Raw genomic sequence first — 15,823 nt, 5'->3', positions numbered from 1 at the left:
GCGTACCTTAGTAATGAATAACAGCGCGGATCGATTTACCTTCGTGCATTAACTCAAAGGCCTCATTAATTTGATCAAGTTTCATTGTGTGGGTCACAAACGGTTCTAACTGGATGTCGCCTTTCATTGAGTCTTCCACCATTTTCGGAAGTTCAGAGCGGCCTTTCACGCCGCCAAATGCCGTGCCTTTCCAAACACGACCTGTTACCAACTGGAACGGACGAGTTGAAATTTCTTGTCCTGCACCCGCTACGCCGATGATAATGGATTGTCCCCAGCCACGGTGTGCGCTTTCTAATGCTTGACGCATTACATTTACGTTGCCGATACATTCAAAGGTGTGGTCTATGCCCCATTTATTGATGTCTAACAACACATCTTTGATCGGTTTATCGTAATCGTTCGGATTCAAACAATCCGTTGCACCAAACTGTTTTGCCAACTCGAATTTTGCAGGATTGGTATCAATGGCGATAATGCGGCCGGCTTTGGCTTGACGCGCACCTTGCACCACCGCCAAACCAATCGCCCCCAAGCCAAACACCGCCACAGAGTCGCCTTCTTGCACTTTTGCTGTGTTATGCACCGCACCAATACCTGTGGTAACGCCGCAGCCAAGCAAACATACTTGTTCATGGTTTGCTTTTGGATTGATTTTCGCCAGTGAAACTTCGGCAACAACTGAGTATTCACTGAAAGTAGAACAGCCCATATAGTGATAGATCGGCTGACCTTGATAAGAAAAACGCGTCGTGCCATCTGGCATTAAGCCTTTACCTTGTGTATCACGCACTGAGACGCACAAGTTGGTTTTACCTGAACGACAAAACTCACATTCACCACATTCAGCGGTATAAAGAGGAATCACGTGATCACCTGGTTTTACGCTTGACACACCTTCGCCCACAGCAACAACCACACCTGCACCTTCATGCCCAAGTACCACAGGAAACACGCCTTCAGGATCACTCCCTGATAACGTAAATGCATCAGTATGGCACACACCAGTGTGAGTGTTACGAATTAACACCTCGCCTTTACGCGGCATTTCTACGTCGATTTCCACAATTTGTAAGGGTTGATTTGGGGCGAATGCCACCGCCGCACGAGATTTGATGGTTGAATTGGTTTGTTTAATTTCCATTATTTTTGCCTTTTAATTCATTAATAAAGTTATCTAGCCTACGAAAGATAACTACAGTTTATACTTTGGAACCCACCCTGAAGCAAGCATTTTTGCAATTTTGGCTCCGGCGGTGGCATGATCGACTAAAGGGCCGCCATGCAATCGGTGATTAAAGGCAACTGAATATTTCCCTAAATCATGAAGCTGTCCCGTCTGGCAGGCAATTTCCTGCGCATCAAATACCCGGGCAAACTCAGCCGCCATTTCGCCCACATTTACCGAATGACTTTGCAAGGTTTGCCAATGGTTTGTAAGGCAAGGGATTGCCGAGTTTATCTTGGGCGGAATGAGCGTAGTAAATGAGGGGGTCATATTGAAATTCTAAAAAATTCAAATTGATATAGATTCAATGATAATATGATATTAAATTTAATATGTAAATAGAAAAAAATGCCGTCTGAAACTTTTTCAGACGGCATTGTTATTAATTACCCTTTATAACTTGCTTCTAATATCCTCCACAGCTTTCACTAAAGCTTCGAAAAGCGAAGGATCAAAAGAAGAGCGGTCTGCTTGGACGATATTTGAACATACAGCCCCTCGTCCCTACTCAGACATGAGATACGGTGGCAGATTTTCAACACACAGCCGCCCGAAGGCGGCTGGTTGGGAGGCGTTTCGGTGGTTGCAAGTATTTGCGGTTTCAACACACAGCCGCCCGAAGGCGGCTGGTTGTACAGACCACCATCAAACAAAACTGTGACAGGTTTCAACACACAGCCGCCCGAAGGCGGCTGGTTGAATTTTTGCTTCAGATTCATTGACTTTAGACGTTTCAACACACAGCCGCCCGAAGGCGGCTGGGTTCATGATAAAAAATAGTATTTGATGATTTGTATGGTTTCAACACACAGCCGCCCGAAGGCGGCTGGTATTGTAACCACCCTTCTTTATCCAGAGTAGGAACCGTTTCAACACACAGCCGCCCGAAGGCGGCTGGGCATAAATTCACAGTCGAGCTTGTCTATTGGAAAGTTTCAACACACAGCCGCCCGAAGGCGGCTGGAGGCAGCCAAATGTTTGGGGTGTTTTTCTTGCACGTTTCAACACACAGCCGCCCGAAGGCGGCTGGAAGCCTTCCCCAATATGGACGACAGCATCTTGCAAGTTTCAACACACAGCCGCCCGAAGGCGGCTGGAATAGCCCGGATAAAATGGCTATTAAGATAAAACGTTTCAACACACAGCCGCCCGAAGGCGGCTGGTCCACACAAGTAGGCAACGACTTTGCACGTATCGGTTTCAACACACAGCCGCCCGAAGGCGGCTGGAACATATAAAGCTGATATTAATAGCCATCATGCGGTTTCAACACACAGCCGCCCGAAGGCGGCTGGCTGTATTTGTGCTGTCAGGTTTGAAATAGTTTTTTGTTTCAACACACAGCCGCCCGAAGGCGGCTGGAAAGCCCTGCGCGCGGTCGCCGATGGCGATGCCGGTTTCAACACACAGCCGCCCGAAGGCGGCTGGCAGCTAAAGAAGATAGCCTAGAAACTGATGCAGGGTTTCAACACACAGCCGCCCGAAGGCGGCTGGCCCGTGAGTTCCTCACTGGTACCCAAGAACTTCTGTTTCAACACACAGCCGCCCGAAGGCGGCTGGGAGCAAATTACGCCCGTCTTTTTGTTGCACTCTATGTTTCAACACACAGCCGCCCGAAGGCGGCTGGCGAACGACCTTACCGTCAACAGTAGAATCGTCAGGTTTCAACACACAGCCGCCCGAAGGCGGCTGGACGCGGCCTTTTATTAGTCTGTTGAGTTTGGAAGTTTCAACACACAGCCGCCCGAAGGCGGCTGGCTCGCGGAATTGAGCCAGCAGCATTTTGCCGAAAGTGTTTCAACACACAGCCGCCCGAAGGCGGCTGGACACTACCCAGGCGGTGTGGCCGCCAGTCAGTTGGTTTCAACACACAGCCGCCCGAAGGCGGCTGGGCGCCCGATTGCAACGCACGGTCAAGCAGCGACGGTTTCAACACACAGCCGCCCGAAGGCGGCTGGGTATAAAGATTCCGCGTAATAAGTCTCTTTGGCGGTTTCAACACACAGCCGCCCGAAGGCGGCTGGGGCTTCGTGATGTGTTGGGTCAGCCGACCATCGGGGTTTCAACACACAGCCGCCCGAAGGCGGCTGGTTTTAAAACATCAATAAAAGCATTATGTGATGATTGTTTCAACACACAGCCGCCCGAAGGCGGCTGGCTGACCAATGCAATACGCCCAAAAATTACCCGCGTTGTTTCAACACACAGCCGCCCGAAGGCGGCTGGTTGCCGGTCAGCGCCAAGCAATACAAGACCAAATCGGTTTCAACACACAGCCGCCCGAAGGCGGCTGGTGTTTCCGCCGCCTGCAATACCTTAAACCCCGTCTGTTTCAACACACAGCCGCCCGAAAGCGGCTGGAAAAGACCAGATACCAAAACCATGCATGTGGCAGGTTTCAACACACAGCCGCCCGAAGGCGGCTGGAAGCCTTAACCAGCAAACAATCCTATTTTACAAAGTTTCAACACACAGCCGCCCGAAGGCGGCTGGTGTCGCCAGTGGCGAAAGAGCCTTCCATTTCGCGGTTTCAACACACAGCCGCCCGAAGGCGGCTGGACACAAGTTTCAACTGTGTATGTCGCCTATGACGCGTTTCAACACACAGCCGCCCGAAGGCGGCTGGGCTGTTGTCGCCACCCGTGCGGCATGGGGGGACTTGTTTCAACACACAGCCGCCCGAAGGCGGCTGGGATACTTCTGCTCAAGGGTCAGATACGGATTGCAGTTTCAACACACAGCCGCCCGAAGGCGGCTGGAACGGTTGGAGCGCGAGCAATTGATGGTGGTGTGGTTTCAACACACAGCCGCCCGAAGGCGGCTGGCTTCGGCTTTCCGCATACTATTATTCATGCGCGGGGGTTTCAACACACAGCCGCCCGAAGGCGGCTGGTGGCCGACAATGACAACTGGCACGCCGACTGGGGTTTCAACACACAGCCGCCCGAAGGCGGCTGGCTGTATGCACATCTCCGCGAACGCGAAGCCGCAGGGGTTTCAACACACAGCCGCCCGAAGGCGGCTGGGCTTGCAGCTCAGGTATAAGTTCATAGGACATAGTTTCAACACACAGCCGCCCGAAGGCGGCTGGGGCTGTAATCCATTTACCCTGCGACACCGCGACTAGTTTCAACACACAGCCGCCCGAAGGCGGCTGGCGGTTAAATCAGCCTTACGCGCATACTTTCGGATGTTTCAACACACAGCCGCCCGAAGGCGGCTGGGACGTGTTGCAGTCGGCAATGGATTTCTACTTTGTTTCAACACACAGCCGCCCGAAGGCGGCTGGTCCAATACTAAAGGGAACGACAACAGAAGATTGTAGTTTCAACACACAGCCGCCCGAAGGCGGCTGGAACCATCATTGCTGACATACAAGCCAGTCTTACGCGTTTCAACACACAGCCGCCCGAAGGCGGCTGGAAAATAACACAAAAACACAAAAAAGATTTAAAACGTTTCAACACACAGCCGCCCGAAGGCGGCTGGTCTGCTAAAACAAGTAGAGGTGTTTTTGTCCGCTCGTTTCAACACACAGCCGCCCGAAGGCGGCTGGGACCGCATCGACTTTGGTAAACTCAGCGATGCAGAGTTTCAACACACAGCCGCCCGAAGGCGGCTGGTAGCATTCCTACCGCTGACCTCGTTGCCTGAAATTGTTTCAACACACAGCCGCCCGAAGGCGGCTGGGGGACGCGCCAATAGCAATAGCGGCTTCATTCTTGTTTCAACACACAGCCGCCCGAAGGCGGCTGGTTGCGGTTTTCATTGCGGTAGGCTTCTACGTTGTGTTTCAACACACAGCCGCCCGAAGGCGGCTGGCGGTTACATCGATGATGTTCGCCGCATACAGGTCGTTTCAACACACAGCCGCCCGAAGGCGGCTGGTAGATAACGCCTATCTCTTAGCTTCAAGAAACATGTTTCAACACACAGCCGCCCGAAGGCGGCTGGAATCGGGTATGCCCCACATCTGATCCATGTTCATGGTTTCAACACACAGCCGCCCGAAGGCGGCTGGGTGCGCAAATTCAACGCAAACACAAAGGCCGTCCAGTTTCAACACACAGCCGCCCGAAGGCGGCTGGGATTTTTTCATTTTGTCTTTCCTGTAAGTTAAGAGTTTCAACACACAGCCGCCCGAAGGCGGCTGGTCCAAGATAGCGCGCATAGCAACGGAATCGGGCGTTTCAACACACAGCCGCCCGAAGGCGGCTGGGCAAATAATCAAAATTTGCCTATGGCTCAAATAGTTTCAACACACAGCCGCCCGAAGGCGGCTGGGTTTCGCAAATTGGGTCTGATTGGTTGAATGATACGTTTCAACACACAGCCGCCCGAAGGCGGCTGGGGCAGGCCGAGCTATTAATATGATGTTGCAATTAGGTTTCAACACACAGCCGCCCGAAGGCGGCTGGAATACCAAAGGCTATTGCGTGAAATCCAAGTAAAGTTTCAACACACAGCCGCCCGAAGGCGGCTGGGGGTAGCAACATGAAATTTGGCAAGAATTCTAATGGTTTCAACACACAGCCGCCCGAAGGCGGCTGGTTTCGCCCGATTCGTTTATTTCCAGCTCATCAAAGTTTCAACACACAGCCGCCCGAAGGCGGCTGGTTATTTTTAAAGCCGTTTTATTTTTCGGACGGCAGTTTCAACACACAGCCGCCCGAAGGCGGCTGGCCCCCTCTTATATCAAAATCATTAACATTTATAACGTTTCAACACACAGCCGCCCGAAGGCGGCTGGGTTTATTTGTTTGCCGTTGCTTAATTGATGTACGGTTTCAACACACAGCCGCCCGAAGGCGGCTGGAGAACTGCAAAACGCCATCCTTGATTGTGACACTGTTTCAACACACAGCCGCCCGAAGGCGGCTGGGAAATCGAAAATGAAAACCGCAATGCCTTTACTAAGTTTCAACACACAGCCGCCCGAAGGCGGCTGGTCTTGGATTGCAACACAGGCTGTTGCGATACACCCGTTTCAACACACAGCCGCCCGAAGGCGGCTGGTTTGCGCCCGAAGATATAGCGGTTGCCATCGGCGAAGTTTCAACACACAGCCGCCCGAAGGCGGCTGGTGCCTAACACCGGCGAGAAGTTCGAGGCTACAGCGTTTCAACACACAGCCGCCCGAAGGCGGCTGGCAGGCCGTTAATTAACGCGCCTTTGAACTTACCTGTTTCAACACACAGCCGCCCGAAGGCGGCTGGTTGGAATGACCTACGTTATAAAACGGCTCATAATCGTTTCAACACACAGCCGCCCGAAGGCGGCTGGTTCCCAATTTCAGACGGCCTGTTGCACCAATTTCGGTTTCAACACACAGCCGCCCGAAGGCGGCTGGAGGAGCGATAAATGAACGTGAATCAACTCACACAAGTTTCAACACACAGCCGCCCGAAGGCGGCTGGAACGGTCGTTTTTACGGTCGGCTTTACGCGATATGTTTCAACACACAGCCGCCCGAAGGCGGCTGGTTTGTCGTCTTCAGCGGTCAGCCACTGCTTGCCGGTTTCAACACACAGCCGCCCGAAGGCGGCTGGTTTTTTAAAAGGCGTTTGGGTTTAAGGCGGTCTGTTTCAACACACAGCCGCCCGAAGGCGGCTGGCTCGCCAGCGGAATTTCGTCAGCTCTTTATGTGTGTTTCAACACACAGCCGCCCGAAGGCGGCTGGGACCGCAAACTACACCGCCGCCAAGACCAAAGCCGTTTCAACACACAGCCGCCCGAAGGCGGCTGGGCTCAAAGTCGGCCAGCGTTTTATCTATCTCTCCGGTTTCAACACACAGCCGCCCGAAGGCGGCTGGACGCTCCGTCAACGCCTTAGGCATGGCGGTGGTAATCGTTTCAACACACAGCCGCCCGAAGGCGGCTGGTTTAGACTGGCAGTAGATGCCATCGGGGGCGTAGTTTCAACACACAGCCGCCCGAAGGCGGCTGGTTTTTTCTCTTGTTTTTCATTAATATCAATAATGTTTCAACACACAGCCGCCCGAAGGCGGCTGGTTTATATCGCATATTATATCCCTACGCTTATCCGTGTTTCAACACACAGCCGCCCGAAGGCGGCTGGATTCGCGCATGACGGCTTCAAACGCGCGATACAAGTTTCAACACACAGCCGCCCGAAGGCGGCTGGGAGCGTCTCGGCGTCATCGCCGAAGATGCCCTGCAGTTTCAACACACAGCCGCCCGAAGGCGGCTGGGATTTTTTCTCTCATTTTTCATTAATATCGATAATGTTTCAACACACAGCCGCCCGAAGGCGGCTGGAAGGTGGTATAAATTCCCTTAGTCTTATTGACACGGTTTCAACACACAGCCGCCCGAAGGCGGCTGGAAGGTGGTATAAATTCCCTTAGTCTTATTGACACGGTTTCAACACACAGCCGCCCGAAGGCGGCTGGTACATATAAGACGGCGGATATACGTATTTGTTAAGTTTCAACACACAGCCGCCCGAAGGCGGCTGGTTTGTTGCCAGTATTGGATTTGTCGGTCAATCCATGTTTCAACACACAGCCGCCCGAAGGCGGCTGGTGAAGCTGTTGATAAATATGAACAATGGCTTGATGTTTCAACACACAGCCGCCCGAAGGCGGCTGGTCCAAAACCTGTTGGACACTTTTTGAAAACAGAAGTTTCAACACACAGCCGCCCGAAGGCGGCTGGACAAAGAGCGCACCGCCGAGGCGCGCCGCCGCCAAGTTTCAACACACAGCCGCCCGAAGGCGGCTGGAACCATATGGGGCAAATTGCCGAAAGAATTGATTGTTTCAACACACAGCCGCCCGAAGGCGGCTGGTTGTACAAGCCTATGACTTGCAACGACCACGGCAGTTTCAACACACAGCCGCCCGAAGGCGGCTGGCGGCCTTCTTCTTTTAAATAATTAATCTTTATCGACGTTTCAACACACAGCCGCCCGAAGGCGGCTGGGTCAGTTGGCCGCAATATCTGCTTGACCGCGTGGATGTTTCAACACACAGCCGCCCGAAGGCGGCTGGAAAATCATTGGGATTTTATCAGAATAAATATTAATGTTTCAACACACAGCCGCCCGAAGGCGGCTGGTTGGGCTTCAAACACATCGGCTACCGTGATTTGCGGTTTCAACACACAGCCGCCCGAAGGCGGCTGGTCACCTTCAGTAGTAGAGATGTTGTCAGAATTACGGTTTCAACACACAGCCGCCCGAAGGCGGCTGGTTATCATCAAAAACAAATTTACGTTGGGTTGACAGTTTCAACACACAGCCGCCCGAAGGCGGCTGGACCAATTACTTCAATGTTCGAATCTTGGTAGTAGTTTCAACACACAGCCGCCCGAAGGCGGCTGGAACATTAGGTAGTGCTGTTACCAATTCACCATATGTTTCAACACACAGCCGCCCGAAGGCGGCTGGGACCAATCAGAGCCAGGTTGAACAATATTGAAACGTTTCAACACACAGCCGCCCGAAGGCGGCTGGGCCACATAAGCAGGCGATTTGATTTTCATAACAGGTTTCAACACACAGCCGCCCGAAGGCGGCTGGCGTGTTCCAATGATGCATCAGGATGACCAACAACAGTTTCAACACACAGCCGCCCGAAGGCGGCTGGAAAAGTATCTGTAGGTACACATCACGATTTGAAAGTTTCAACACACAGCCGCCCGAAGGCGGCTGGAGCCTCTCTTAAAAGCCTTGCTACATCAGGTTTCGCAGCCCTGATTTCGCTAAGCTCACAAGAAAAGCGCAAACGCGAGTATAACACAGCCTTTTCCGTTACACCCGCATTCGCAATATCCTGATTGTTAAAGAACAAGCCCAGTTCACCAACCCTGCCGCATTTTCATGAGAACCACAGGTTGGCGATTCACACAATCAACGTATCCTTAAACACATCTACTGCCGGTTTTGCGCCGTGGTGTTCCACTTTCCGCCGCCATTTGCTGCCTAAATGGTAAAAGCGCAGGCTGTCGGTTTCGGGGTTGTAGGTTTTCAAAAGTTTGTCCTTTAAAACAACCCACTGGTCGGGCGCGATGTCGCATTCGAACACCGAATACTGCACGCGCACGCCATAGTCCAAACACAATTTCGCCACGCGCCGTAGCCTTGCCTGTCCGTCCGCGTCTTCCAGCGAAATATCGTAAGTAATCAGCATTAGCATTTTGTATTCCCATATACAGGCTGCTTTAAAGGCCGTCTGAAAATATCCGGTCCGTTTTCAGACGGCCTGCAAACCTATCTCATCAAAAACGGCGGATATTCCGCCAAATCCCCACGCAAATGCCGCGCCAACAGCATGGCCTGAATATACGGCAGTAGCCCGATTTCCACTTCTTCGCCCAAAAACGGATGAACGATTTTCTCCTGCTTTTTCGCCTGCAAAGCTTGGAACAAGAGCTTACGCGCATCGGCTTTTAAGCTTACCGCGCCGCTTGCCTCAGTAACAAAATCCTGCGGTTTGATTTGCCCTCGGTTAATCAAGGAAAGCACCAGCCTGTCTGCCCACCACGCGCGGAATTCTTCCAAAATATCCTGCGCCAAACTGTCGCGTCCCGGTCGGTCGGCGTGCAGAAAACCCACCTGCGGATCCAGCCCCACGCCTTGCAGCGCGCCGCTGATGTCCTTGCCCAAGATGCTGTACACAAACGACAACAGCGCATTCACCCCGTCTCTGGGCGGACGGCGGTTGCGCCCGTCAAAAGAAAAGCCGCTTTTTTCGCTCAAAAGTTGCCCGAACACGCCGAAATAACGCGCCGCCGCATCGCCTTCAATGCCGCGCACCACGTCCAGCCCGTCCGCGCCCTTCAATTGCCGCAGCGAAATATTCAAAGAATCAACCGCACTTTGAATCGCCGCATTCTCGCCGTAATTGCGAATCTGCCGCTGAAGCACCCGCTTACTCGCCTGAATCTTCGCCGCAATGATATTGCGCGCAATCGGCACGGGATTTTGCTCCGACACCCGATACTGCACCCGACGCAGCAGCACATTGCCACTCTGCCGCCCCTGAAGCCGCCCCAAATAACGCCCGTTTTCGGTAAAAAACGCCAAATTCACATTATTTTCACCGCAAAACCCCAGCAGAAAAGGCGACACCAGCACATTCCCAAAACAGAAAATATGCCCGATGGAATGCACCGGCAGCTGCGCCACCTTCTTACGCTCCTGCTCCACCACCAGCGTCTCCCGCTCCTTATGCAGATAACTGCCTTGGGTGGTGATATAGAGCGTGTTTTGTAGTTTGCGCATGTGGAACTCCTTAAGGTTTGACTGCAGTTTTGTTTTGAACCGGCTTGTCAATTTAGGCTGTCTAAAAAATCAGACCTGTAGATAGCTTGAAATAAAAAGCAAATAATCCATCAATATACATGCCCAAATACACACTACGATTTTTAATCAATTTTTATATTGCAATTTTTCGCAATACATTTCCCAAATGGAGTTAATGGCTTAATTAACTCATCAAGTTCAGAAACATCTATTTTCATAAATTCAATAAACTTAATAAAATCTGGGAAGTCAGTTTTTATATTTTCGTTATTATAATCATTCACCCCCAAACTATTACCCAAAAGTTGTAAGGTGTTAATCGTATAAGATTTATCAGAAAAAACCATATTATTCAAAGTAAGTAAATCAATATTTACAGGAGAAGAAATATTTTCCATAAAGAATTTCGAAATATTATTTATATACCTTTTGTAAAAATCTTTTACCTTTTGTGTTAAATCAGCTTGAGACTCTAGCGAATCAACATTATCTCTAATTATTTGATAAACATCAAGAATATCACTATTGAATTGGTTGTCGCCATAGCGAACTGAAACATAAAGACCGTCTCTAAGATATTTGATGAAACACAAGAAAAACACCTGATCCTTGTTTAAGTATTTTAAATATGATATGGCTTGATTGATCAAATAGTCATCATTATTACTACTTAACTTATCCATTAACAAATTTGCTAATACCTCATTTAATGAAATATCATTTTTTGTCCCAACTTGGTTAACCATTTCACTAATTAAACTTTGTACTTCAGAAGAAGCAAATCTTTTCTCCATTTCTTCATCAATGCGACCACTTACAACCTCATCGACAGTTGAATTTAGCTTTTCATGAAATTTAAATGCAAAATCTGCAATGGCTCTATATGATTCAGATCTTGCATTTTCTATCAAGCTAGGTAACTTAGCAGAAAATAGTTTCTCAAATAGATCTTGAATTTCAAAAAATGAAAGCCCAATATTTATATTACCAGTGATGTCTCCTTGATTTTGTAAAGATACAGAATTTTCACCCTGAGATAATGTTAAATTTTTTCCCAAAACCATTTTTCAATCCTTTTTGTTTATTTGATTAATATTTATGTTGCCATTAATTTTTCCAGAATTTTGAATATTTTGTATATTATCTCCATTTAAATTAGCACTTATATTATTTTTAACAAATCTATCTCTCATGTAACTAGCTCCAAATAATAACGACAAAGCACCAAATATCATGGACCAGCTATTAGGATTCAATCCCAGAAAAGATTTATCAAAAATATTTGTAATAAAAGCCAAAAGCAACCAAACAATAACGAAAAATATTTTCATATATTCTCCTAAAAATACTAATAAATCAAAAGCATTTACCAAACAACTCCGCCACATACCCCACACTCCTATCCTGTTTCCCCAGCAACTCCGGCTGACAAATCTCCACCAGCGAGCAGGCTTTGCAGCGTTTGGCGTAGTTGGGCGGCGGGGTTTGTCCGCTGTTTAGAAGTTCGCGCACGGCGGCGATGGTGGCGAGTGTTTGGGCGCGCAGGTCGTCTGAAAACACGACGGGGACGCGATGGCGGGTTTGCATATACCACAGCGCGCCCTCAGAAACGGTTTGCCCTGTCATTTCTTCCAAGCACAAACCTTGGGCGCAAAGCTGGATTTCGTCCATTGGGTCGGGTTTAGGCTTGCCGCGTTTGTATTCCACAGGTTTCAAACGGCCTGTTTTCGTGTCCACTTCCACCAAATCCAACACCCCGTTGATGCCCAATTTCTCCGCCGACACATGCACCGTCCGCTCGAAGCGCACGCCCTTGCGCGTTTCCGGCTCGCCCGAATCCACTCGCTCATGCAGCGCCTTGCCCTGTGCGGTCAAATAGTTCTCCATCCACGCCTGCTCGTTGTGAATCAGTGCGCATTGGCGCGGGCAGAAAGCGTAGTGTTGCAGGGCAGAAAGAGAAATCAGGCGTGTGTCCTGATTTTCCCTTTGGGTTTCGGTTAAAAGTGCGGTCATTTTTAGCCTAATTTACGCAGCAGCTTGGTTTCGCCAAGATTTTGATCGTCCACGCTGACAAGGTAATCGTCAAAATTCCTTGCCACTTCCACTCCGTCTTTTTTAGCAACCTGAATGCGTTTGAAGAGGCTATCAGCAGGTGCGTCACCCAGACTACTGCTGTGTTCAAACACATAGAGCCCGCGAGCATTCATTTGCCCGCGTGCGGCGGAATGGTCGTGGTCGAACATATTGACGAGTGCCTGCCAAAACAGTTCTAAATCACTTTCGGAAAAACCGGTTTGCTTGGCGAAGTGGGCGGAAATAAAGCCATGGCAGCGGTATAGGCCGTAAGGGACTGTAAATTTGCGCCCCATTCTTCCACGTTCTTTCTTTGCTTTTTCTTCTTCACTATCCTCAGGTTTCGGATTTTCAACCTCTTTAGCCGGCGCACAACGAGTAATCGTATGTTCAAGTGTTACTATCGGATCAATAGAGCGGGAAAAAGTCAATTGCACAGGACCTCTAACTTGTCCCGCATTCTCACCTGTCGTTAAAACCGCACCAAAAGTACGAATATCGTAATAGCGTTTGCACATATATTGACGCGCACTTTCGGTTTTTTCTCTCCCATTTGGTTTGTCTTTTACTTCATCTTGCTGATGGGCTTCAGCAATTAAATCATTAAGAATGATTTTTTCACGAATAAAGATATCGTGATGTTCGTCATTTTGAGTCATTTGGATAAAATTGCGGACTTTGCGTTTCAGGCAAACATCGGTTACCAAACCTTCACCGGTTTGCGGGTCGATACGCGGCAGGTTGCCTGCGTCGGGATCGCCGTTGGGGTTGCCGTCTTGCACGTCAAATAAAAAGACAAAGTCGTAGCGTTTTTCAATAGTCATAGCATTTGCTCCTTATGCGGTTTTCGCTTCGTTGAACAGGTTTTTCAATGCGTCTTTGGTAAACAGAAATTGGGTTTCGTGGTAATAACCGATGGCGAATAGGCCTTGCTGTTCCAAATTCAAATGGTTGGGAAATCTCTTACAATGTTCCAAAATCTGGCGGATTTCCCATTGCAGTTGTACGGCACGTCCTTCAAATTCCAGCTTATTCAAATGGTGCGGCAGCAGGCGCATCAGTGTGCCGAATACGGCAATCGGCGTACTGCTTGCCGAACCGAAATAGCGGTCGGCAATGGTGGCGTTCAAGCCGGGATTGGCTTCGGCCTGTGTTTTTTCCAGCACGGCAAACAGCCGCCCCAGCACATAGCCAATGTCTTGACGGTTTCTATCCAAACTCATAGTTAACTCCTTCATGTTTTTCAGACGACCTGCGCGAATTGCGCGATTGATATAGGCTTTAAGCAGACTTGCCCTGCCATAGGTAATTTTCTGTTCCGCCTTGTTGCGCCGCAAAGCAGCCTGCAACAGGCTGACGGGTAAAACGCGGTTGTTGAGTGCGGCATCGGTTATTTGGGCAATCAGGTCAGATGGCAGGTTTTCCATTTTGCCGTCCAACACTAAATTACCCAGCAGGCGCGGCAACGGCATATATTCGGGGTATGGCGAGTTTTCGCCACGCACCATCTGCAAATCGTCATACCACGCCGCAATGCTTTCGGATAAGGCGGCAACAGTGGTTTCATGCCAAAAGCGGACGACAATGCGCGCAGAATTGGGTGATAGACCTAAAAGGTAGAATTTTTCTTTACCGTCGGGTTCTGTGTATTTGCCGTTGTACAAGCTTTTATAAAGCGATTTGACCGCATCAATATGGGCATCGGGATTGTCCTTGCCGCCGCCGTTAATCAAAGAAGCAAGACTCTCTTCCAACGGAGTTGGTTTCGCACTCCAACAGATGGCTGTTACATCGCCGATACGGAAGCGGTTTTCGCTAGCAAGCAGGGTATTTAAGGCTGTGGTGTATTCAAACATGGCTTGCTTACCAACTGGAAATGCAAACCCCTGTTTCTTACCATAGGAATGAAATGCTGTACTTCCCTTATCAACCGCACAAAAAGGTGTTGGTTGTTTATGAATACCAGAAATTTGATGATGTTTACGAGCAACCAGTGTTTTTTTGCCTGTTATAAGACAGATTCCCTCTTTGAAATCATCCGTTTCTTCATTATTATCAGAAGAGACGGACAAATAATCCTGAACCATTTTAGATTGGCAAACCAAATCCACCGCTTCTTCTACCAATCGGAAGCTGAGATTGCAGCCTTTGACTTTGGCACATTCCACCCAATTGGTAGCCTGCATGACTTTGCTTTTTTCTTCCGCAGAAGACAAAAAGGCAGCAACTGCGGTAACACCTGCCTCATCAGGCAGCACCTGTTTTAATTCGTTTACTTTGGCAGTAAAGCTGGCATGCTGTTTATCCGCCTGCTCCTGCCCTTTTTCTCCGGCATAGGCAAGCACATAACCGTAGTGATCCCACAATAAATTGCTTACTTCGTAGGATTTTGAACCGCTCCTGCCTAAACCTTTCGGCACCAAAAAAGTGCGGCCAACTTTCTTCTTACCTTTCAGCTCACGGGTATCTTCCAGCTGAATAAAATTACCCTGTTTGTCTATAACAATAATGAACGGGATTTCTTTGTTTTCAAAACCTTCCGGGGCAACACCACCATCGCTTTCGGCTTTGCGTTGGTAGTATTGGGTGAGTGCGTGCAGAATCATCGTTTCACCTCCTCGCTATTAGCTGGGGGCACGGTAATTACGCCATTTATCGCTTTGCATTGGTAAAACATGGGTTCGGCGTTATTGGAATCGCGCGGGTCGGATTTGCTGAAATCCATGTCGTACAGCATAAAGCCGAAATCTTGGGTGATGTCTTCGCGCGGCAAACCGTCTTCAACCTTTTCAAGCAGCCTGAAATGGCAGGGAAACTCTCGGCAACCCAAATAAGGCTGATGAAAATACTGCCCTTTTTTTGCGCGCCGTTTGAACATTTCGGCAAATTTGACGTAGTTGTCGCCCTCGCCTGCTTCATTTGTCATGTCAAAATCGGCGTGGATGCGATAGGCAACGTCTTTCAGCAGCATGGATGCGCGCTGCTGACGGTTGTCTTCAATATAGAGCGAGCCGCTGCGTTCACTCATTTTGGTTCCCACTTCGTTACGGCGGATGTTCGTCCACTTAATCGGTTTTAGGATTTCTATCTTCAAGACTCGCCAGCGGATTGCCGGCTTCCACAATATCGCCATTAGGATGTTTCTGGCGGCAGACGGTGTGATAACGGGGTAGCTTACCCTCTCCACCTTAAGCTCGGGCCTGGTGAAGCATGCCAAATCACCGCTGATTTCTAGGATAAAACTCATATCATCT

General features: G+C 49.5%; 9 protein-coding genes, 1 pseudogene and 1 CRISPR repeat array. All 10 genes and pseudogenes read right to left on the bottom strand.

Annotated elements, in window-relative coordinates; all coding sequences use genetic code 11:
- Positions 1–7 precede the first annotated feature (7 nt).
- The 10 genes and pseudogenes from CYJ98_RS02325 to cas5c all read right to left on the bottom strand — a co-directional run bounded on the left by CYJ98_RS02325 (position 8) and on the right by cas5c (position 15,816).
- Positions 8–1,117 carry an S-(hydroxymethyl)glutathione dehydrogenase/class III alcohol dehydrogenase gene (locus CYJ98_RS02325; protein WP_199903542.1) on the bottom strand — a complete coding sequence of 370 codons (1,110 nt, stop codon included), beginning with the start codon at positions 1,115–1,117 and terminating at the stop codon, positions 8–10.
- A gap of 120 nt (positions 1,118–1,237) precedes the next feature.
- Positions 1,238–1,520 (bottom strand): annotated as a pseudogene (locus CYJ98_RS02320) (CRISPR-associated helicase/endonuclease Cas3); the annotation flags it as partial.
- Between the two features lie 240 nt (positions 1,521–1,760).
- A CRISPR array of direct repeats spans positions 1,761–8,904; the repeat unit is 32 nt; unit sequence GTTTCAACACACAGCCGCCCGAAGGCGGCTGG.
- Positions 8,905–9,093: 189 nt separating this feature from the next.
- Positions 9,094–9,387, bottom strand: a complete 294-nt coding sequence (gene cas2 / locus CYJ98_RS02315) for a CRISPR-associated endonuclease Cas2 (RefSeq protein WP_049349119.1) — start codon at positions 9,385–9,387, stop codon at positions 9,094–9,096.
- Positions 9,388–9,461: 74 nt separating this feature from the next.
- Complete coding sequence (cas1c, locus tag CYJ98_RS02310; protein WP_101755126.1) at positions 9,462–10,475, bottom strand: type I-C CRISPR-associated endonuclease Cas1c; 1,014 nt, start codon at positions 10,473–10,475, stop codon at positions 9,462–9,464.
- 143 nt (positions 10,476–10,618) lie between these two features.
- A complete protein-coding gene (locus CYJ98_RS02305; RefSeq protein WP_101755125.1) occupies positions 10,619–11,560 on the bottom strand; it encodes an LPO_1073/Vpar_1526 family protein in 942 nt (313 codons plus the stop codon).
- A gap of 3 nt (positions 11,561–11,563) precedes the next feature.
- Complete coding sequence (locus CYJ98_RS02300; protein WP_010129881.1) at positions 11,564–11,827, bottom strand: hypothetical protein; 264 nt, start codon at positions 11,825–11,827, stop codon at positions 11,564–11,566.
- Positions 11,828–11,852: 25 nt separating this feature from the next.
- Positions 11,853–12,509 carry a CRISPR-associated protein Cas4 gene (gene cas4, locus CYJ98_RS02295; RefSeq protein WP_101755124.1) on the bottom strand — a complete coding sequence of 219 codons (657 nt, stop codon included), beginning with the start codon at positions 12,507–12,509 and terminating at the stop codon, positions 11,853–11,855.
- Between the two features lie 2 nt (positions 12,510–12,511).
- Positions 12,512–13,393: a type I-C CRISPR-associated protein Cas7/Csd2 gene (cas7c, locus tag CYJ98_RS02290; protein ID WP_101755123.1), complete on the bottom strand. Its 882-nt coding sequence runs from the start codon at positions 13,391–13,393 to the stop codon at positions 12,512–12,514.
- 12 nt (positions 13,394–13,405) lie between these two features.
- Positions 13,406–15,175, bottom strand: a complete 1,770-nt coding sequence (gene cas8c / locus CYJ98_RS02285; protein ID WP_101755122.1) for a type I-C CRISPR-associated protein Cas8c/Csd1 — start codon at positions 15,173–15,175, stop codon at positions 13,406–13,408.
- Positions 15,172–15,816, bottom strand: coding sequence for a type I-C CRISPR-associated protein Cas5c (gene cas5c / locus CYJ98_RS02280; RefSeq protein WP_101755121.1), 645 nt, complete (start codon positions 15,814–15,816; stop codon positions 15,172–15,174). Before cas5c ends, cas8c begins: the two co-directional genes overlap by 4 nt.
- Between the last annotated feature and the right edge of the window lie 7 nt (positions 15,817–15,823).

Origin of the sequence: Neisseria perflava, assembly GCF_002863305.2 — a bacterium.
Taxonomy (GTDB): domain Bacteria; phylum Pseudomonadota; class Gammaproteobacteria; order Burkholderiales; family Neisseriaceae; genus Neisseria; species Neisseria perflava_A.
This window is presented reverse-complemented; position numbering and strand designations above follow the sequence as displayed.